Raw genomic sequence first — 18090 nt, 5'->3', positions numbered from 1 at the left:
CCGGCTTGACTGATCCGCAGCGGACGGGCGCCGGGCCCGTCCCTCCAGGTCAGGGGCATCATGACGACAATCAGGAACATCGTGCTCGTGCACGGTGGTTTCGTGGACGGTTCGGGCTGGCAGGGGGTGCACGAGCGGTTGACCGCCGACGGCTACCGGGTGGCCGTCGTACAGAATCCGACCTTGTCGCTGACGGGTGACGTCACCGCCACCCGTCAGGTCCTCGACGACCTGGACGGTCCCGCCGTCCTGGTCGGCCACTCCTACGGCGGCGCCGTCATCACGGAGGCGGGCCACCATCCCGGTGTCGCCGCGCTCGTCTACATCGCCGCGTTCGCCCCGGACAAGGGCGAGTCGGTCGGCACGCTGACCTCCGACCCGGCGCCCGGCGCACCGGTTCCGCCGATCCTGCCGCCCGCCGACGGCTTCCTGGCCCTGGACCGGGAGCGGTTCGCGGCGTCCTTCGCCGCCGATCTGCCCGCGGCGCAGGCGGCGTTCATGGCCGACTCGCAGGTCCCGTGGGGCGTCGAGGCGCTCGGCGGCACGGTGTCCGAGCCGGCCTGGCGGACCAGGCCGTCCTGGTATCTCGTCGCCGCCGACGACCGGATGATCCCGCCGCCGGTGCAGCGGAGCATGGCCGAGCGGGCGGGCGCGACCGTCACGGAGACCCCGGGCAGCCACGCCGTCTACGTCTCCCGCCCGGCCTCGGTGGCAGCCGTCATCACCCAGGCCGCCGAGACCGTCTCCGCGCAGCCCTAGCCACGCCCGCTCGCTTCGCACCGTACGACCGCCCCGCCCGGGCGACCCCTACGCCCGGGCGGGGACGCATCCGGCCCGGCCTCTCGGCCGCCCCGGTCCGATCCCCCGGACCGGGGCTCCGGCATCCGCTCAGGTCTGGGTGTCCCCGGACAGGTCCCCGGGCAGTTCCTCCCCGGCCGGTGCCTGCGCGGTCTCCGCCGGCTCGCGGAACAGGAACCGTACCGGGATCGGCAGCAGCCACCAGTACTTGGCGAGACCGGGCGAGACGAACGCCAGCGGAACCGACGTGGCGAAGATCAGGGTGTGCAGGACGCTGCGGCGGACCGTCCTCCTCAGCCGCTCCGGCGACGCTTTCGGGGTGGCCAGCGCGGGGACGGCCAGCAGCCGCAGGTACATCGCGCCGAGGAGGGCGAGGGCCAGGGCGATCGCTCCCGCGTAGGTCGCCGTCGCCGTGGTCGTGTCGCCGTACTCGCTGAGCAGCTTGGTCGGGAAGGGCAGTGCGGCGACGACGGCCAGGAGCACGAAGTACAGGTAGAGCAGCGGGCGGTCGACGGTGGTGACCTGTTCGAACAGGGCGTGCTGGGACAGCCAGAGCACGCCGATCACGGCGAAGCTCAGCAGATACGCGCCGACGGCCGGCAGCGCCTCCCGGACCGCGTGGGCGACTTCCGAGTTGTGCAGGCCCTCGGGGACGGTGATGTCGAGGGCGAGCAGGGTGATGGCGATGGCGAACACGGCGTCGCCGAGCATCGACAGTCGCTCGGGGCTCACGGCGGTCTCGCTGCGACGCAGCACAAAGGGGCGGGAGTTGCTCATGTGAAGGACACCAGGTGTTCGTCGGCGTACGGACGACGCAAGAGGTACCACACGGCGGTGTACGCGCGGAGCGGGAGAGATCCCCTGGTCCGCACTCCTGCCCGTCGGGGAAATCTCCCGCCCCTTCAGGCATCGACAACGCGGGACGGCCGACGGCCGTCCCGCGTCTGTCCGGCCCTGCGGGCCGGAGGTGTCAGCCGATGATGCGGTGGGTGGTCCAGAACGACGTCAGGTCGGTGCTGGTGGCCGCCTGGGCCGCCGCCTTGAACTCGGCGGTGGTCGAGACGCCGTACCAGTGCGCACTGGCGTAGCTCTTCAGGAGGTTGGTCATGGCGGTGTCGCCGATGAGGCGGCGCAGGTCGTGCAGGGCGCACTTGCCGTAGCCGTAGACGACGGTGGAGTAGCGGGAGGAGTGGGCGTCCCAGTACGCCATCGAGTTGGTGATGTTCTCCGCCGAGGAGGCCCAGGAGACGCTGTTCCAGCAGTTCGTACCGGTGCTGCCCAGCGCGAGGTCGGTGGCGTAGTCGGTGAACGCCTCGTCCAGCCAGGGGCTGTTGTACTCGTCGTCGCCGACGATGCCGTACCACCACTGGTGGCCGATCTCGTGGGTGAGCGCGGTGGTGCTGACGAGGTCGAGGACGAAGCCGGGGTACTCCATGCCGCCGAACCAGAAGTTGTTGTCGATGACCGCGTCCAGCTCGCCGTACGGGTAGGCCCCGAAGCGTCCGGCGTGCGCGTCGACGGCCGACTTGGCGGTGGTGAGCATCGACTGGGCGCTGGAGGAGCTGATGCCCGACACCGAGTAGATGTTGATCGGGACCCCGCCGGGCGAGGTGCCGGAGATCTTGGTGAACGGCCCGGCCGCCCAGGCGAAGTCACGGACCTTGGAGGCGGTGGCGGTGGTGACGGTACGGCCGCTGGAGCCGGCGGTGTCGGTGGACGTGCCGGTCGCCGGGACCAGGATGCTGGTGGGGTGGTCCAGGGTCACCTTGAAGTCGGCGGCCAGGGAGTAGAAGGACTCGCCGTTGTTGGTGTACGGGTCCAGGTGCCAGCCGGAGCCGTCCTGGACCGCGAGGACGGGCAGGGCGTTGCCGATCATGCTGAAGGAGCCGTCGTAGCCGAAGCGGTCGGCGCCGCTGGGCACGGTGATGCCCAGGTCGAAGCCGACCGTGGTGCTCTGGCCCTGGGCCAGCGGCGTCGGCAGGGCGATCTCAAGCGCCGTGCAGGCGACCGAGAGTGCCCCCGCGGTGCCGCCGGAGACGTTGCTGACCGTGATCGGCGGGGCCGAGCAGGTGCCGTGGTAGTTGTCCCACAGCCGGAGGTAGATCTCGCTGAGCGCGGTCGTGGAGGCGTTGGTGAAGGTCACGCTCTCGTGGCCGGTCCAGCCGGTGCCGGTGGAGTTGCTGGTCAGGCTGACGGTGTACGACGGCGCGGCCGGGGTGCGGGTGCTGTCGCCCGGGGTGGTGGCGGCCGAGGTGTCCAGGGCGACGTCGTCCAGGACGAAGCTGGTCTGGAGGCTGGAGTCCTCGGTGCCGCTGAAGGCGACGGTCACGGTCTGCCCCGCGAACGCGGACACGTCGAACGACTTCTTCACGAACCCGGTGTTCTTGTCCAGGTTGGAGTAGGTCGCCAGCGTGGTGCTGCCGATCTTCGCCGTGAGCTTGTCGTACGCCGTGGACGAGGTCGTCTCGGCGGTGTCGACGTGCAGCCAGAAGCTGAGCGTCGCGGCGCATCCGGAGGGGATGCTGACGCTCTGCGAGAGCGTGTCGGTGTGGGTGCCGCCGGTGCCGTCCAGCCAGGCGAAGCTGGAGCCGCCGTGGGCGGTCTGGCCGGAGCGGTTGGTGATCACGCTGGTCGAGGACTGGGTCCAGGGTGAAGTGCCGCTCTCGAAACCGCCGTTGGTGACCACCTGGGCGGGGGTGCAGGCCGCCTGCTCGGCGGCCGACGCCGTACTGCCGGGGAGCAGGGCCGCGGCGAGTGCCGCGATGGCCAACGCACTGGTGGCGAAGGCCTTGTGGGGGGTCGATCTCACACGGAACTCCTTTACGCCGGCCGGGATTCCGGCCTGCTCGGAGGCCGCCCGCCCGGCAGAGGTGTGCCGGGCGGGCGGCCATGGGGCATGCGCTACGAGCGAGTGGTGCGAGTCGGAAGCCTGACAGATTTGACCAGCACATGTCACTAAGGGGTTACCCTCGCGTCAGAGGTGGTCCGCACAGCACGGGGTGGGGTTGGGGACCTCGAAGGGGGCCAGCAGGCCGCCCGCCGCCGGGACCAGGGTGAGGGTGAGGACGCCGTCGCGCCACTCGGGGCGCACATGGTCCTGGGTCAGGACCTCGGTGGCGGGCGGGAGTTCGGCGCCCGGTGCGCCGAGCACCACCAGGTGCTCGATGGCTGTGCGGTCGAGCAGGTCCGCGACGGTGACGGTGCCGGTCAGGTGCGCCACGCCGGGGTAGGCCACGGCCCGGCCGGAGGCGGGGGGCGCGGCGGCCGCCAGCCGGGCGGTGTGCACCGCGTCGTCCGGGCCGTGGGTGCGGTCGGCGAGGGCGAGGCCGGTGCCCGCCGGCAGCGCCGTGAGCAGCTCCGGCCACCAAGCGTCCACGTCCGCTTCCGGGACGGCCAGCGAGACCGACGTGCCCCGGCGTTCGCCGCTGCGGTACAGGTGGGTGCAGGCGAACACGCCCTCCGGGAGGGCCGGTCGGTCCAGCAGCCGGTGGATCAGGTGGTCGGCCTCGCGCAGGGTCGCCGTACCGGCGTCCACCCCGATGACGGAGTGGACGCCGGACGCGTGGTGCGGGGAGGTCATGCGGGCAGGACCCACATCGGGTTGGAGTAGAACCACAGGTCCTTCCACGGGTCGGCGTCGCCGAGGACGTCGATGGCCGGGCCGGCCGGGTCCACGGCGGCACCGTTGATGCCGACCGCGGAGCGGTTGCCGTCGGTGCCGCGCAGCCGGACGTAGACCGGCTTGTCGAGGCGGCCGAGGGAGTAGGTCAGCTTGACCGAGCCGGTCGCCTTGTTGACCTCGAAGGACTTCACGACCTTGGTGGTGGGCGTGGCGAACGTGTCCTGGTCGGAGACCGCGCCGGTGACATCGCCCTGGATGACGTCGACGCGGGCCAGGCTCGGCACGAACTGCGCCCAGTTGGGGCCGTTGGCGAGGCTGATCTCGATGACGAGGTCCACCCGGCTGCCCTTGCGGACCTGGAGCACCCCGCCCAGGGTCACCGCGCGGGAGCCGGAGCCCAGCTGGGCGTTGAGGCCGCTGATCAGGCCGCCGTGGTCGACCCAGACCCGGCCCGCGCGGATGCCGTCCATGACCGACTTGTAGGAGAAGGAGGCGGCGCCGACGTGGGTGCGGGAGTACTGGCCGGGCCAGAAGTCGGTGTCGGTGAGGCTGATGCCGGTGCCGTAGACCGGGTCGTTGTACCGGCCGTTGGCGTTGAAGTCGCTGTTCGGGCCGCGCACGGCGGTGTCGGCGTAGACGTTGTGGGAGTCGGAGTTGGCGGTGATCCACCAGGGCTTGCCCTCGGCGAGCAGGCTGTCCCACAGGCCGCCCACGGTGGCGGTCATCCAGTCGAAGCCGCCCCAGGTGCGGTAGCTCTCCAGCGGGTAGCCGCCGAAGGAGTCGGCGCTCGGGCTGTTGTCGTAGATGCCACGGGCCGAGCCGGGGCCGTTCGGCTTGGGCAGGCCGCCCGCCTGGTGGCCGGGGGCGCCCTCGAAGCCGACGGCGATCGACGGCTGGGCGTCGCGCCAGGCGCGGATCTCGTGCGGGGAGTCGATGCCCTTGCGCGCCGGGTGGTTGGCGAGGAACAGCGCGTCCTTGACCGTGCGGCGCTGCACCTGCTCGGCGAGGAAGTTGAGGCCGGAGATGGCCAGTGCCTCGTTGGCGGGGGTGCTCGCGGAGGCGCCCTTCACCGAGCCGTCGAAGGAGTTCTCGAACTCCTTGAGGACGGCGACCTCGTTCTTGCCGGGGTGGACGAAGACCGTGCCGTGCTCGGCGGCCGGGATGTTCCACTCCAGGCCCTGGAAGACCAGCGTGTCGTCGATCTCGTCACGGGCGGCGACGATGTCCGGGTTGACCTTCTCGACACCGATCTTGGCGTGGGTCTCGCTGCCGTGGTCGGTGATGACCATCCAGTCCAGGCCGTGTGCGTTGGCCTGCCGGACGTGGTCGATGACCCGGTACTTGGCGTCGGAGCTGTGCTGGGTGTGGATGTGGTGGTCGCCGGCCAGCCACAGGTAGCCGCCGGAACGGGCGTTCTGGGAGTGGGCGGAGGAGACCGCGGCGGCGGCCTGGCCCGCACCGGCGAGGACACTGCCCGCCGCGAGCCCGGCGCCCAGCAGGCCGGTGCGGCGCAGCATCGAGCGGCGGGAGAGCTGACCGGGCGTCAGCTCCGCGTCGGGGACGGACAGGTCGAGGGCGGGCGGCAGCGACGACGCGGCGTCGCCGTCCCCGTGGTGGTGATGGTGGTGGTGAGGGTGACCGTGGTCGTGGCTGTGACCGTGGCTCATGTTCGGAACTCCCGTGGGCGGCCGGTACGGGGGGACTCAGGACGTGCAGAGTCTGCGAAGGTCGCGTGAACAACGGGAGTCGAGGTCATGGTGGGGTAAAGAACGACTCATGTGCAGCGCACTACGCTCTTGCCCCGGTGGGGAGTTGACCAAGGGGCCGTAAAGACGAGGGGGCCGTAAAGACGGCAGTGCCCGGGCCGGCTCACGAGGAGCCGGCCCGGGCATCGGGTGCCGGGCGGTCAGACCAGGTCGAAGCGGTCCGCGTTCGCGACCTTCGTCCAGGCGGCGACGAAGTCCTGCACGAACTTCGCCTTGGCGTCGTCGCTCGCGTAGACCTCCGCGACGGCGCGCAGCTCGGAGTTGGAGCCGAAGACCAGGTCGGCACGGGTGCCGGTCCACTTGACCGCGCCGCTCGCGTCACGGCCCTCGAAGGTGGACTGGTCCTCGGAGGTCGACTTCCACGTCGTACCGAAGTCGAGCAGGTTGACGAAGAAGTCGTTCGTCAGCACGCCCGGGGTCTCGGTGAGGACGCCGTGCTTCGAGCCGCCCTGGTTGGCGCCGAGGACACGCAGACCGCCGACGAGGACGGTCAGCTCAGGGGCGCTCAGGCCGAGCAGGTTGGCGCGGTCGAGGAGCAGGTACTCGGCGCGCAGGCGGTTGCCCTTGCCGAGGTAGTTGCGGAAGCCGTCCGAGGTCGGCTCCAGGGCCGCGAAGGACTCGGCGTCCGTGTGCTCGTCGGTCGCGTCGACCCGGCCCGGGGTGAAGGGCACCTCGATGTCGACGCCGCCGTCCTTGGCGGCCTTCTCCACGGCGGCGGCACCGCCGAGGACGATCAGGTCGGCCAGGGAGACCTTCTTGGCGCCGGTGTTGAAGTCCCGCTGGACGCCCTCCAGGACACGCAGGACCTGGGCGAGCTCGTCGGGGTCGTTGACCTCCCAGCCGCGCTGCGGCTCCAGACGGATGCGGGCACCGTTGGCGCCGCCGCGCTTGTCGCTGCCGCGGAACGTCGAGGCGGACGCCCAGGCGGTGGAGACCAGCTGGGAGACCGTCAGGCCCGAGTCGAGGAGCTTGGCCTTCAGGGCCGTCACGTCGGCGGCGTCGATGACCTCGCCCTCGGCCTGCGGCAGCGGGTCCTGCCACAGCAGGGTCTCCTCCGGGACCTCCGGGCCGAGGTACAGGGACTTCGGGCCCATGTCACGGTGGGTCAGCTTGTACCAGGCGCGGGCGAAGGCGTCCGCGAACTGGTCGGGGTTCTCGTGGAAGCGGCGCGCGATCGGCTCGTAGATCGGGTCGAAGCGCAGCGAGAGGTCGGTGGTGAGCATCGTCGGGAGCTTCTTCTTCGACGCGTCGTGCGCGTCCGGGATGATCGCCTCGGCGTCCTTGGCCACCCACTGGTTGGCGCCGGCGGGGCTCTGGGTCAGCTCCCACTCGTAGCCGAAGAGGATGCTGAGGAAGTCGTTGCTCCACTGGGTGGGCTTGGTGGTCCAGGTGACCTCCAGGCCGCTGGTGATCGCGTCGCCGCCCTTGCCGGTGCCGAAGGTGCTCTTCCAGCCCAGGCCCTGCTGCTCGATCGGCGCGCCCTCGGGGTCGGCGCCCACGTTCTCGGCGGGGCCGGCGCCGTGGGTCTTGCCGAAGGTGTGGCCACCGGCGATCAGCGCGACGGTCTCCTCGTCGTTCATCGCCATCCGGCGGAACGTCTCGCGGATGTCGCGGGCCGCGGCGATCGGGTCCGGGTTGCCGTTGGGGCCCTCCGGGTTGACGTAGATCAGGCCCATCTGGACGGCGCCGAGCGGGTTCTCCAGGTCACGGTCGCCCGTGTAGCGCTGGTCGTCGAGCCAGACCTTCTCGGGACCCCAGTAGACGTCCTCCTCCGGCTCCCAGACGTCCTCGCGGCCACCGCCGAAGCCGAAGGTCTCGAAGCCCATCGACTCCAGGGCCACGTTGCCGGTGAGGATCATCAGGTCGGCCCAGGAGATGGCCTGGCCGTACTTCTTCTTGACCGGCCACAGCAGACGGCGCGCCTTGTCCAGGTTGCCGTTGTCCGGCCAGCTGTTGAGCGGGGCGAAGCGCTGCTGGCCGGCGCCGGCGCCGCCGCGGCCGTCGGAGATGCGGTAGGTGCCCGCGCTGTGCCAGGCCATCCGGATCATCAGCGGGCCGTAGTTGCCGAAGTCGGCCGGCCACCAGTCCTGCGAGGTGGTGAGCACCTCCGCGATGTCACGTTTCACGGCGGCGAGGTCGAGGTTCTGGAACGCCTCGGCGTAGTCGAAACCCTCGTCGAGCGGGTTGGCGACGGCGGGGTTCTTGGCAAGGATCTTCAGGTTGAGCCCATCGGGCCACCACTGGCGGTTGCCACCGCCCTGGGTGGGGTGCGGGGCGCGGTCGTGAGCGACCGGGCACTGGCCCGCGGCGTTCTCCTGGGTCTCAGACATGGGGGAAATCCTTCCGGAATGGGCGGATCAACGTACTCAGGAACTACTGGACGTACTCAGGAACTACTGACGGTGGAACATGCGGGGCACAGGCCCCAGTAGATGACCTCGGCCTCGTCGATCGCGAAGCCGTGGTCCTCCGAAGCGGTCAGGCACGGGGCGTCACCGACCGCACAGTCGACGTCGGCGACGGCACCGCACGACCGGCACAGGACATGGTGGTGGTTGTCGCCGACGCGTCCCTCGAACCGGGCCGGGCTGCCGGCCGGTTCGATACGGCGTATGAGTCCTGCCGTGGTGAGCGCGTGCAGCGCGTCGTACACGGCTTGAAGCGATATGTGGCCTACGCGCTCACGGACGCCCGAGGCGATCGCCTCGACGTCGAGGTGGTCGCCGTGGCGGACGGTCTCCAGCAGCGCGACGCGGGCGGCCGTCACCCGCAGGCCGGCACCGCGCAGCTCAGCGGCGGTCGTCGGGGGCTGGGATGCGGTCATGCCGCCAACCTATCGCCTTAAACACGAGTGATTCAAGAAAACAAACCACTCAAGCCTGGTGGCGAACCGGACAACATCCGTCCCGCTCGTCACCGCCGCGCGACTTTGCCATCCCTTTACAACCTGTCCCGGTGCCGGGTCGTCTCTCCGCTCGATCCGTAACTCAGCCCGCCCCGACCACTGCGGGCCGACGAAAGAGAGCGTCCTCATGCGCCGAACTGCCCTGAGCGCCACGGCACTCGCCTGCACCGCCGTCCTGGCGGGCACCGTGCCCGCGTTCGCCGACGGCACCGCCCCGAGCCCGGTCCCCACCGTGGCGCCGTCCGCCGCCCGCTCGGCGGAACCGTCCGCCGTCCCGTCCGAGGCGCCGTCCGAGGCGCCGTCCGCCGTGCCCAGCCGGGCCGCGGCCCCCGCGCCGACGCGGGACTCGCACCAGGTCGCCGCGGTGCCGCAGGGTGCGCCCGACACCGGTGTGGCCGAGCCGTCCTCGGACTCCGGCACCGAGGGTGCGCTGATCGGCGGAGGTGCGGCGGCCCTGCTCGCCGCGGGCGGGACGGTCTTCGCCGTCCGCCGCCGCCGGGCGACCGGGGCATGACCCCGCTCTCCAGGCGCGCCTTCGTCACCGCCGCGACGGCCTCGCTGCTGGCGGGCTGCGCGGGCCGGGCACCGGACCGGACGGCCCCGGCCGCCCATGGGCGGCCGGCGTCCTCGCCGTCCACGTCGACGTCCGCGTCGGCGTCCTCGTCCGGGTCCGCCACGCCAGCCGCGCTCGGGCGTTCCGTGCCGGTCCGGCTGCGCATCCCGGCGATCGGGGTCGACACCCCGCTGCTGCGGCTGGGCCTCGCGGCCGACGGCACGGTGCAGGTGCCGCCGATCACGGCGCACGACCGGGCGGGCTGGTACCGCGACTCTCCCACCCCGGGACAGACCGGTCCGTCGGTGATCCTCGGCCATGTCACGGTCGGCGCCTACGGGGACGGGGTGTTCCGCCGGCTCGCGGAGCTGCGGCGGGGCGAGCAGGTCGTGGCGCGCCTGGAGAACGGCAGGTCCGCGGTGTTCACCGTCGACGAGGTGCGTACGGTCGCCAAGGCCGCGTTCCCGACGCAGGAGGTGTACGGGGACGTGGACCGGCCGGAGCTGCGCCTGATCACCTGCGGCGGCCCGCGCGGCGGCGACGGCTACCTCGACAACGTCATCGTGTTCGCCACGCTGACCGACACGAAACCCTGACCCGTCGGAACGGATGCGGGACCGGTGGAACGTACGCCACCGGTCCCGCATCCTCCCCGACGAGCGAGCCCCTTCGACCCTGGAGAACGTTGAAACGGTCCCGTGACACGGCGGCCTCCGAGCTCTTCGCCGCCCTGTACCCGCGCCTGGCCGGCTGGTGCCGCCGTCTGGTCGACGACGACGAGACGGCGCACGAGATCGCCTCGGAGGCGTTCACCCGGCTGTGGGCCCGGTGGACGTCGGTGGAGGAGCCGCGCGGCTTCCTCTACGTCACCGCGGCCAATCTCGTCCGGGACCACTGGCGCAAGCTGGAGCGCGAGCGCCGTGCGGTGCGCCGCGCCGGCTCGGAGGCCGCCATCCGCCCGCACACCGAGCCGGCGGATCCCTCGGTAAGGCTGCTGGTGCAGTCGCTGCCCGAGCGGCTGCGGGTGCCGATCCTGCTGCACTACTACGCTGACATGCCGATCCGGGAGGTGTCCGAGCTGACCGGGCGCAAGGAAGGAACCGTCAAGGCCGATCTGCACGCGGCCCGAGAACTGCTCCGCGGCCATCTGAGGAGAAGCCTTGACCACACGCTTTGACGACGAGCCCGAGTTCGGCGGCCCCGACGATCCCCTCGCCGTCATCCTGCGGCCGCCGGCCGCGCACCTCGGTCCGCCGCCGGGCCGCTACGAGGAGATCCGCCGGGCCGCGGGCCGCCGCCGGCTGGTCCGCACGGCGGCCGGAGCCGGGGTGACCTGCGCCGTCGCCGCCTGCGTCGCCCTGTCGCTGCATCTGGCGGCACCTGCGGCTCCGACCTCGCCCCGGGAGCCCCTCGCGCCGCCCGCCGTCAGCCCCACCGCCCCGCACCGCCCCTCGGGATCCCCGGCGCCCGCCACGCCCAGCCCGAGCCCGAGCGTGGGACCCACGCGGCGGGAGACCACCCAGGCTCCCACCCGGGAAGCGTCGACGACCCCGTCGATGATCCCGTCGGCGGTCCGGGGCACCCCGTCCGAGGACCGGCCCAGCGCGGTCGCCACGGCGTCCGGCCGGTAGCGGCGTCAACGCGACGGCAGTGGGGTCATTCGTCCGTGCCCCCGTGTTTCGACGCCCGGCCCCCGCTCCAAAGGCGCGGGTCAAGACGCCGCTCCGGCGCGTGCGGGGCCTGACGGGGGTCACGGCCCGGATGGCGGAGGCTGCGCCTCGGCGTTGGTGTGATGTTTCGTACGAGGCCGGAATGAAAGGCGTGGAACGGGCAACGTTCCGTTTCATGCTCCACGCGCGAACCCTCCGGCAGGTGACTCGATGACGACGGCGACCAAGGCCCATCCGACCGCTCCGGCCGCCGCGCCACCCTCCCGCACCCTGTCGTCCGCCCCCGCCCCCTCACTGCCCTCCCTGACCGGACTGAGATGGATGGCCGCACTGCTGGTCTTCGGGCTGCACGTGCACAACTTCCGCTATTTCGGCGGCGCCGGCGGCCGCATCGTGACCTGGGGGTTCGAGGCCGGCGCCTCGGGGGTGTCGTTCTTCTTCATCCTCTCCGGGTTCGTCCTGATGTGGTCCGCGCGGCCGGGCGACCGGGCAACGCGCTTCTGGTGGCGGCGCGTCGCCCGGGTCTACCCGGTGCACCTGGTCACCGTCGCCCTCGCGCTGGTCATGGTGTGCACGCTGCCCCGCCAGCCGAGGCCGACCCTGCTGCAGGGCCTGGCCGACGTCTTCCTGGTGCACTCCTGGTGGCGGCCCTGGTGGCAGACGCTCGACCCGGTCAGCTGGTCGCTGGCCTGCGAGGCCTTCTTCTACGCCGCGTTCCCGCTGCTGGCGCTGGTGCTGCGGCGCCTGGGCGGGCGGGGCGCCACGGCGCTGGCCGCGCTGTCCGTGCTGACGGTGCTGGCGCTGGCCTGGACGGACGCGCACCACTGGTGGGCGCAGCCGATCAGTTCCTTCCCGGCGGCCCGGCTGCCGGAGTTCGTGCTGGGCGCGGCCGTCGCGCGTCTTGTGCTGCTCGGCCGGTGGCGCGGTCCGGGCCTTGAGGCCTCGCTGGCGCTGGCGGTCATCGGCTACTTCCTGGTCCCGCAGGTCACCGCCGAGTACGCGGCCACCGCCTGCACCATCACGGGGTTCGCACTGCTCATCCCGGCGGCGGCGGTCGCGGACCTGCACGGCCTGCCCTCGCTGTGGCGGCGCCGGCGGCTGGTCCGCCTGGGCGAACTGTCGTTCGCGTTCTACATGGTTCATCTGCTGGTGCTGCGGGCGGGCACCCGACTGCTCGGCACCCGCCCGCGTTTCGACCTGCTCACCGGGGCGGCCGTCGCCGCCGTCGCGTTCACCGTGTCGCTGGGCCTGTCCTGGCTCCTGTACGAGGGCGTGGAGCGGCCCGCGCGACGGTTGTTGCTACGGCGTCCGGCACGGCGGCGGACGGCCTAGCGCCCGACCGGTCACGGGAACTGCGTCACCTTGGAGGGGGTCGTGCTGGTCCCCGAGGTCGGTGATCCGGTGGTGTTGACGACGTGGGCGTACTGGCCCATGCCGCCCAGGGAGATCACCAGCAGGTCGTGCATCTTGATCCCCGAACCGGTCGGCACCTGGAAGCCGTTGGACTGGACGATCGTGGGATCGGCCGTGTAGTTGCAGTAGCTTCCCAGGCCCCACGCCTCGTGGGTGGTCACGGTGTCGGCGACCTTGTAGGCCGCGTAGCCGACGACGCCGTCGTGGGTGATGGCGGCGGCGTTCGGGGCGTCGTACGCCTTCTCGTTCTGGAAGAAGATCGTGCGGCCGCGTTCGCCGTTCCAGTAGACGTCGTACTTGTTGAAGTGCTCGACGAACAGGCCGGTGGCGAGGACGTCGTTGCCGTTGACTCTGAGGCCGTAGTCGGCGCGGTTGGTGTCCCAGCCGACGCCGCTGCCGTGGTCGGCGCGCCACAGCCAGGTGTGGTCGATGATCACGTTGTTGCTGTTGACGACCACGGAGTTGGTGGCGAGGCCGGGGCCGGCGCCGCCGATGCGGACGAACACGTCCTGCATGGAGGTGGGGTTGGCGGAGTGGTCGGCGGTGGAGCCGGGGTCGCCGATCCGCAGCAGGGTGTCGGAGTTGACGGTGCCCGCGTCGATGAGGAACCCGGCGAGCTTGACGCCGTCGACGTCGGCGACGTGCATGGCGTCGACGCCGTTGTCCGGGACCAGGGTGGCCAGGCCGAGGCCGAGGACCACGGTGTTGGCGCGGGTGACGTTGATGGTCTGGTCGAGGTGGTAGATGCCCGGGGTGAAGAGGAGGTTGAGACCCTGGGCGAGGGCCTGGTTGATGGTGGCGGCGGTGGCGCCGGGCTTGACGACGTAGAACTGGTCCAGCGGGATGGAGGTGCCCGCGTTGGCCGGCCAGGAGACGCCCCGGGCGCCCGTGCGCTTGGCCGGGACGAAGACCTTGTAGGCGCTGCCGTCCAGGTAGAGGAACGGCTTCTCCCGCGAGACCGGGGTGGTGTCCAGCGTGGTGTACGGGCCGGTGTCGAAGTTGGTCGCGGGTGCGCCCTCGACCCCGGAGAAGGTCATGTTCCACACGCCGTTGGTCCAGCCGCCGACCGAACTGTCGCGGGTGTACCACTGCTGCTGGGAGTACGGGCCGACGGTGCCGTCGATCTTGGAGTCGGCGATGTAGCCGCCGGAGGCCCAGCCGTAGCCGTTCGGGGCGAGGTTGAGGCCGCCCTTGACGTGGATACGGCGGAAGGGGGCCGCCTGAGCCACGGCCCACCGGTCGGTGCCGTTGGACGGCGTGACGGCGAAGTTCTCCGCCGAGCGCCAGAAGTTCTGGGTGGCGTTGCCGTTGAACCAGCCGGCGTCGACGGTCACGTCACCGTTGATCTGGGTGTCGTCGGGGTTGAGACCGAGCCCGGAGATCGAGGTGTAGAAGCCGATCTGGGCGTTGATCCCGCTGTAGGTGCCCGGCTTCAGCAGGAACTGGTAGCGGCCGGTGCCGAACTGCGCCGACTCCTGCTGGGCGAAGACGGAGTCGAACTTCGCCTGGAGGTCCGGCGTGGACGGGTCGACCACGATCACGTTGGGGCCGAGGTCGCCACCGCCCTGGACCGGGGGCGTGCCGGTGGTGGTGCCGTAGACCTGGAACTCCCAGAGCGAGTAGCCCCACTGGGTGGCGCGGTGCACGCCCAGCATCCGGACGTAGCGGCCCTGCCCGGACACGGCGAGGGTGTCGGTGCCGCCGTCGCCGCCGGTCACGGACTGCAGGTCGGTCCAGTTGCTCCCGTCCGAGGAGATCTGGACCTTGTAGTCCTTGCCGTAGGCGGTCTCCCAGTTGAGGACCACCTGGCTGACCTGGGCGGTGGCGCCGAGGTCGACCTGGAGCCACTGGTCGTCGGTGAAGGCGGACGACCAGCGGGTTCCGGTGTTGCCGTCCACCGCGTTCCCGGCGGCGGTCCCGGCGTTCTCCTCGGAGGAGGCGGTGGCGGTCTTGCCCTGGGACAACGGCGTGTCGGCGGCCTGCGCCGCCGGTGCGTGCGCCACGGGGAGGGCAAGCAGCGCTGCCATGGCGGCGAGCGCTACGCCCAAGGATCTCAGTCTCATCAGCGGCTCCCTGAGGTGGGCAGGGGGCGCGCGTCCAACCGACACGCCCCACTGCTTAGTTCAGGATTTGATTTAAGTGGTGAGGCAACCTGGCGGCAACCCTTCGGGAGCGGATTTCTCAACGACCGGCCCCGAGCCCGCGCCGAACGGGCCGCCCACCTGGAAACCGGGGCGGAAGGGGGTGGTGCCGTTCGGACGCGGGGTCACCGTCACCGGGCGAGCTGCTGGTACATCGCGGCGAGGTCGCCCGACAGGGCGCCCTTGGCCCAGCGGGTGAGGTCGTCGCCGAGCACCTCCCAGGCGTCCGACTCGATCCCGTCGAGGGCGGCCGCCGCGATGTCCTGCGGCTTCGCCTTGGCACCGTCGACGTGGGCCGCCATGTCGGTGTCGACATAGCCCATGTGCAGGCCGGTGACACCGATGCCGCGCGGCTGGAGGGCCAGGCGAAGGCTGTTGGTCTGCGACCACAGCGCCGACTTGGAGGCACTGTAGGCGCCGCCCTCGGCGACCCAGGACAGGACCGAGTGCACGTTCAGGATGTGACCGCCGCCGTTGCCCTCGATGACCGGGACGAAGGCGCGGGTGAGCAGCAGCGGGCCGTAGAAGTTGGTCTCGAACTCGTGGCGGATGTCGTCCAGCGAGGAGGTCAGGAAGCGGGTTCCGGTGGCGACCCCGGCGTTGTTGACCAGGATGGTGACGTCCTGGGCCTGCGCGGCGACCGCGGCCACCGAGTCGGGGTCGGTCACCTCCAGGGCCAGCGCCACCGCGTCGGGGTGGGTGACGGTGCGCGGGTCGCGGGCGGTGGCGTAGACCTTGCCGGCGCCGCGCGCGTACAGCTCTTCCACCAGCGCCTTTCCGACGCCTCGGCTGCCGCCGGTGACGAGGACGACGGAGTCCTTGATCGCGGTCATGACACTCACGCTCCAGACGTGCGAGAAGATTGGAAACCGATCGGTTTCCATCGGGTCGAGGCCATCGTAAACCGATCGGTTTCCTGCTGCAATCGCGGAGGGTGCCACGCGGCCTCGGGCAGGACCGGATGCCCGTACGGGCAGGGCTGGTTACTCGATCCAGTTCCTTGCGTCAGACCCCTGGCTACGGAGTCCTACCGGGCGGTATACAGACCCCCGACACACGCGTGCGGGCCGCCCGTCGGGACCGGTTCCGTGCGCGTCCTGGTTCCTGGGGGGATCTCCATGGCGTACGGCATTCCGTCCGACGGTTCGGCGAGACGGCACCGGCGGAAGGCCACCGTGGCGGCGGCGCTGGGCGGCTGCGCCCTGGTGGCCGCGTCCACGACACCGGCCGCGGCACACGGCAGTCCCGGTCACGGCTCCGGCCACGACCGCGGCACCAGCTATGTGGCGCTCGGCGACTCCTACACCTCGGGCCCGCTCATCCCGACGCAGGTCGACGCGAACTGCGCCCGCTCCGACCACAACTACCCCTCGCTGGTGGCGGCGGCCCGGCACGTGAGCGCCTTCAAGGACGTGAGCTGTTCCGGAGCGACCACCGCCGAGATGTGGAAGGCACAGGGCACCAACGGGCCCCAGCTCGACGCCGTGCAGCGCAGCACCGACCTGGTGACCGTCCAGATCGGCGGCAACGACGTGGGCTTCAGCTCCATCATCGGCACCTGCGCGGCGCTCAGCTCGAAGGACCTGACGGGCAACCCCTGCCAGCAGTACTACAACGCGTCCGGCACCGATCAGCTGACGGTCGACATCGCGCAGACCGCGCCCAAGATCGACAAGGTGCTGCGGGCGGTCCGCGCCCGGGCCCCGCACGCCCGGATCCTGGTCGTCGGCTACCCCGACCTGCTGCCCGACGACGGCAGCGGCTGCTACCCGACGGTCCCGTTCGCCGCCAAGGACTTCCCCTACCTCCGGGACACCGGGAAGCGGCTGAACCTCATGCTGCGCATGGTCGCCGCCTGGAACGGCGCCCGGTACGTGGACACCTACGGCCCGACCGTCGGCCACGACATGTGCAAGGCCCCCGCCGACCGCTGGATCGAACCCCTCCAGCCGACCTCCCCGGCCGCCCCGGCGCACCCCAACGCCAAGGGCGAGGCGGCCATGGCCCAGGCCGTGCTGGAGCGGCTGGAGCGGCGTTACTAGGGGTTCGTGGTGGGCAGCGGCTTGGGCGGATAGCCGCGCAGTACGAGGGACGTGGTGACCGGGCCGTGGCGGGCCAGGGAGTCCACGATCTCTTCGAGGCGTTCGGCGTGGGTGCAGTGCACGTCGAAGACCAGGCAGTCCTCGCCGGTCACCCGGAGCGTCGAGACGACCTCCGGGGTCCGGTCGGCGAGGGCGAGCGCCATCGGCAGCCGCGCGTGCGTGGTGCGCAGCCGGACCACGGCGTGGATGTTGAGCCCGAGCGCGGCGGGGGCGACGACGGCGCGGTAGCCGGTGATGACACCGGTCTTCTCCAGCCGCTGGATCCGGGCGCCCGCCGCCGGCTGGGAGAGTCCGACACGCCGTCCGACCTCGGCTCCGGTGAGCCGGCCCGCGGTCTGGAGCAGCTCCAGGATGGCCCGGTCGATGTCGTCGAGTGATTCCATCGTCCTCGTTCCCGCTTTCTTCTGGATCACTTGCCGGGCCGCGCCGCCGCCACTGGTCCGTCCAGAATCGCCCTCGGAACGGACCCGGCGGGCGCCGGGGCACGACGGAAAGGGCGGTCGGCGGTGGTCGCGTACGTCATCATCCCCGGGATCGACGGGTCGGACGAAAGGCACTGGCAGAGCCGGTGGGAGCAGGCCTGGGGCGACGCGGCGGTGCGGATCGCCCCCGCGTCGTGGAACCGGCCCGAGCTGCGGGACTGGGTGGCCGCGGTGCAGGCCGCCTACGACGTCGCCGTCGCACGGGACGGCGGGGTGGACGGCCGGGTGGCGCTGGTGGCGCACAGCCTCGGCTGCTGGGCGGCGGCCGAGTGGCTGGCGCGGGCGCGGCCCCGGGCGGTCCCGGCGTTCCTGGCCGCTCCGCCCGATCCCCGGGGTCCGGCGTTCCCGGGCGCGGCCGCGCCGACGTTCCTGGAGCTGTCCGCCCGCCCACTGCCCGGCCCCGCCCTGGTGGTGGCGAGCGAGAACGACCCCTACGCCGATGCCACGGCCTCCGCCGCGCTGGCATCGGGCTGGCGGGCGCCGTGGCGCTCCGTCGGCGCGCACGGGCACCTCAACTCCGCGAGCGGTCTCGGTGACTGGCCCGTCGGCCGGGAGCTCCTGCACACCCTGGTGGATCCCTGAGCGGCCCCGGCGCCCCGACACCCCGGGTCGTGCGGCCCCCTCGGACGGTTCGCGAT

General features: G+C 71.7%; 17 protein-coding genes. 8 read left to right on the top strand and 9 right to left on the bottom strand.

Going from position 1 to position 18090, the window contains the following annotated elements; genetic code table 11:
• The first annotated feature begins 60 nt into the window (after positions 1 to 60).
• A complete protein-coding gene (locus SSP29_RS28070; protein ID WP_150135051.1) occupies positions 61 to 759 on the top strand; it encodes an alpha/beta fold hydrolase in 699 nt (232 codons plus the stop codon).
• Between the two features lie 129 nt (positions 760 to 888).
• Here the strand turns inward: SSP29_RS28070 and SSP29_RS28065 are convergent, their stop codons facing one another.
• From SSP29_RS28065 to SSP29_RS28040, 6 genes are all read right to left on the bottom strand, one after another.
• Positions 889 to 1575: a TMEM175 family protein gene (locus SSP29_RS28065; protein ID WP_089103596.1), complete on the bottom strand. Its 687-nt coding sequence runs from the start codon at positions 1573 to 1575 to the stop codon at positions 889 to 891.
• A gap of 193 nt (positions 1576 to 1768) precedes the next feature.
• Positions 1769 to 3607 carry a M1 family aminopeptidase gene (locus SSP29_RS28060; RefSeq protein ID WP_089103595.1) on the bottom strand — a complete coding sequence of 613 codons (1839 nt, stop codon included), beginning with the start codon at positions 3605 to 3607 and terminating at the stop codon, positions 1769 to 1771.
• Between the two features lie 165 nt (positions 3608 to 3772).
• The gene (locus SSP29_RS28055; RefSeq protein ID WP_089103793.1) at positions 3773 to 4378 is read right to left on the bottom strand and encodes a hypothetical protein; all 606 of its coding nucleotides are present in this window, start codon (positions 4376 to 4378) and stop codon (positions 3773 to 3775) included.
• On the bottom strand, positions 4375 to 6087 hold the full coding sequence (locus SSP29_RS28050) for a PHP domain-containing protein (RefSeq protein ID WP_089103594.1): 1713 nt from the start codon (positions 6085 to 6087) through the stop codon (positions 4375 to 4377). Before SSP29_RS28050 ends, SSP29_RS28055 begins: the two co-directional genes overlap by 4 nt.
• A gap of 239 nt (positions 6088 to 6326) precedes the next feature.
• Positions 6327 to 8516: a catalase/peroxidase HPI gene (katG, locus tag SSP29_RS28045; RefSeq protein WP_089103593.1), complete on the bottom strand. Its 2190-nt coding sequence runs from the start codon at positions 8514 to 8516 to the stop codon at positions 6327 to 6329.
• A 56-nt stretch (positions 8517 to 8572) separates the two neighbouring features.
• Entirely contained in the window at positions 8573 to 9010 is a 438-nt protein-coding gene (locus SSP29_RS28040) for a Fur family transcriptional regulator (protein WP_089103592.1), read from the bottom strand.
• Between the two features lie 208 nt (positions 9011 to 9218).
• On the opposite strand from SSP29_RS28040, the gene SSP29_RS28035 reads away from it, so the two are divergent.
• The 5 genes from SSP29_RS28035 to SSP29_RS28015 all read left to right on the top strand — a co-directional run bounded on the left by SSP29_RS28035 (position 9219) and on the right by SSP29_RS28015 (position 12646).
• Positions 9219 to 9605, top strand: a complete 387-nt coding sequence (locus SSP29_RS28035) for a Tat pathway signal sequence domain protein (RefSeq protein WP_089103591.1) — start codon at positions 9219 to 9221, stop codon at positions 9603 to 9605.
• The gene (locus tag SSP29_RS28030) at positions 9602 to 10240 is read left to right on the top strand and encodes a class F sortase (RefSeq protein ID WP_089103590.1); all 639 of its coding nucleotides are present in this window, start codon (positions 9602 to 9604) and stop codon (positions 10238 to 10240) included. Before SSP29_RS28035 ends, SSP29_RS28030 begins: the two co-directional genes overlap by 4 nt.
• Before the next feature lie 89 nt (positions 10241 to 10329).
• Positions 10330 to 10821: an RNA polymerase sigma factor gene (locus SSP29_RS28025; RefSeq protein WP_089103589.1), complete on the top strand. Its 492-nt coding sequence runs from the start codon at positions 10330 to 10332 to the stop codon at positions 10819 to 10821.
• A complete protein-coding gene (locus SSP29_RS28020; protein WP_089103588.1) occupies positions 10805 to 11275 on the top strand; it encodes a hypothetical protein in 471 nt (156 codons plus the stop codon). Before SSP29_RS28025 ends, SSP29_RS28020 begins: the two co-directional genes overlap by 17 nt.
• Before the next feature lie 249 nt (positions 11276 to 11524).
• Positions 11525 to 12646 (top strand): acyltransferase family protein, encoded by a 1122-nt coding sequence (locus tag SSP29_RS28015; RefSeq protein ID WP_089103587.1) that lies wholly within the window; start codon positions 11525 to 11527, stop codon positions 12644 to 12646.
• An 11-nt stretch (positions 12647 to 12657) separates the two neighbouring features.
• Here the strand turns inward: SSP29_RS28015 and SSP29_RS28010 are convergent, their stop codons facing one another.
• Together SSP29_RS28010 and SSP29_RS28005 are read right to left on the bottom strand one after the other, a co-directional pair.
• Positions 12658 to 14790 (bottom strand): discoidin domain-containing protein, encoded by a 2133-nt coding sequence (locus SSP29_RS28010; protein ID WP_089103586.1) that lies wholly within the window; start codon positions 14788 to 14790, stop codon positions 12658 to 12660.
• Positions 14791 to 14999: 209 nt separating this feature from the next.
• A complete protein-coding gene (locus SSP29_RS28005) occupies positions 15000 to 15701 on the bottom strand; it encodes an SDR family oxidoreductase (protein ID WP_089103585.1) in 702 nt (233 codons plus the stop codon).
• A 285-nt stretch (positions 15702 to 15986) separates the two neighbouring features.
• Between SSP29_RS28005 and SSP29_RS28000 the strand changes: the two genes are divergently transcribed.
• On the top strand, positions 15987 to 16910 hold the full coding sequence (locus SSP29_RS28000) for an SGNH/GDSL hydrolase family protein (RefSeq protein WP_089103584.1): 924 nt from the start codon (positions 15987 to 15989) through the stop codon (positions 16908 to 16910).
• Here the strand turns inward: SSP29_RS28000 and SSP29_RS27995 are convergent.
• Complete coding sequence (locus tag SSP29_RS27995; protein WP_089103583.1) at positions 16907 to 17353, bottom strand: Lrp/AsnC family transcriptional regulator; 447 nt, start codon at positions 17351 to 17353, stop codon at positions 16907 to 16909. The two genes, SSP29_RS28000 and SSP29_RS27995, sit on opposite strands and share 4 nt — an antisense overlap.
• Positions 17354 to 17476: 123 nt before the next feature.
• Here SSP29_RS27995 and SSP29_RS27990 point away from each other — a divergent pair, with 123 nt between their 5' ends.
• Positions 17477 to 18034 (top strand): RBBP9/YdeN family alpha/beta hydrolase, encoded by a 558-nt coding sequence (locus SSP29_RS27990; protein ID WP_089103582.1) that lies wholly within the window; start codon positions 17477 to 17479, stop codon positions 18032 to 18034.
• Positions 18035 to 18090 lie beyond the last annotated feature (56 nt).

It is taken from the genome of Streptomyces hyaluromycini, from assembly GCF_002217755.1.
In the GTDB taxonomy this organism is placed as follows: domain Bacteria; phylum Actinomycetota; class Actinomycetes; order Streptomycetales; family Streptomycetaceae; genus Streptomyces; species Streptomyces hyaluromycini.
This window is presented reverse-complemented; position numbering and strand designations above follow the sequence as displayed.

What these genes read in the sequence shown, in the direction of transcription:
- SSP29_RS28070 (WP_150135051.1), top strand. Translation starts at nt 61, where the DNA reads ATGACGACAATCAGGAACATCGTGCTCGTGCACGGTGGTTTCGTGGAC.
- SSP29_RS28065 (WP_089103596.1), bottom strand. Translation starts at nt 1,575, where the DNA reads ATGAGCAACTCCCGCCCCTTTGTGCTGCGTCGCAGCGAGACCGCCGTG.
- katG (WP_089103593.1), bottom strand. Translation starts at nt 8,516, where the DNA reads ATGTCTGAGACCCAGGAGAACGCCGCGGGCCAGTGCCCGGTCGCTCAC.
- SSP29_RS27995 (WP_089103583.1), bottom strand. Translation starts at nt 17,353, where the DNA reads ATGGAATCACTCGACGACATCGACCGGGCCATCCTGGAGCTGCTCCAG.
- SSP29_RS28000 (WP_089103584.1), top strand. Translation starts at nt 15,987, where the DNA reads ATGGCGTACGGCATTCCGTCCGACGGTTCGGCGAGACGGCACCGGCGG.
- SSP29_RS28010 (WP_089103586.1), bottom strand. Translation starts at nt 14,790, where the DNA reads ATGAGACTGAGATCCTTGGGCGTAGCGCTCGCCGCCATGGCAGCGCTG.
- SSP29_RS28055 (WP_089103793.1), bottom strand. Translation starts at nt 4,378, where the DNA reads ATGACCTCCCCGCACCACGCGTCCGGCGTCCACTCCGTCATCGGGGTG.
- SSP29_RS28040 (WP_089103592.1), bottom strand. Translation starts at nt 9,010, where the DNA reads ATGACCGCATCCCAGCCCCCGACGACCGCCGCTGAGCTGCGCGGTGCC.
- SSP29_RS28005 (WP_089103585.1), bottom strand. Translation starts at nt 15,701, where the DNA reads ATGACCGCGATCAAGGACTCCGTCGTCCTCGTCACCGGCGGCAGCCGA.
- SSP29_RS28035 (WP_089103591.1), top strand. Translation starts at nt 9,219, where the DNA reads ATGCGCCGAACTGCCCTGAGCGCCACGGCACTCGCCTGCACCGCCGTC.
- SSP29_RS28015 (WP_089103587.1), top strand. Translation starts at nt 11,525, where the DNA reads ATGACGACGGCGACCAAGGCCCATCCGACCGCTCCGGCCGCCGCGCCA.
- SSP29_RS28050 (WP_089103594.1), bottom strand. Translation starts at nt 6,087, where the DNA reads ATGAGCCACGGTCACAGCCACGACCACGGTCACCCTCACCACCACCAT.
- SSP29_RS28030 (WP_089103590.1), top strand. Translation starts at nt 9,602, where the DNA reads ATGACCCCGCTCTCCAGGCGCGCCTTCGTCACCGCCGCGACGGCCTCG.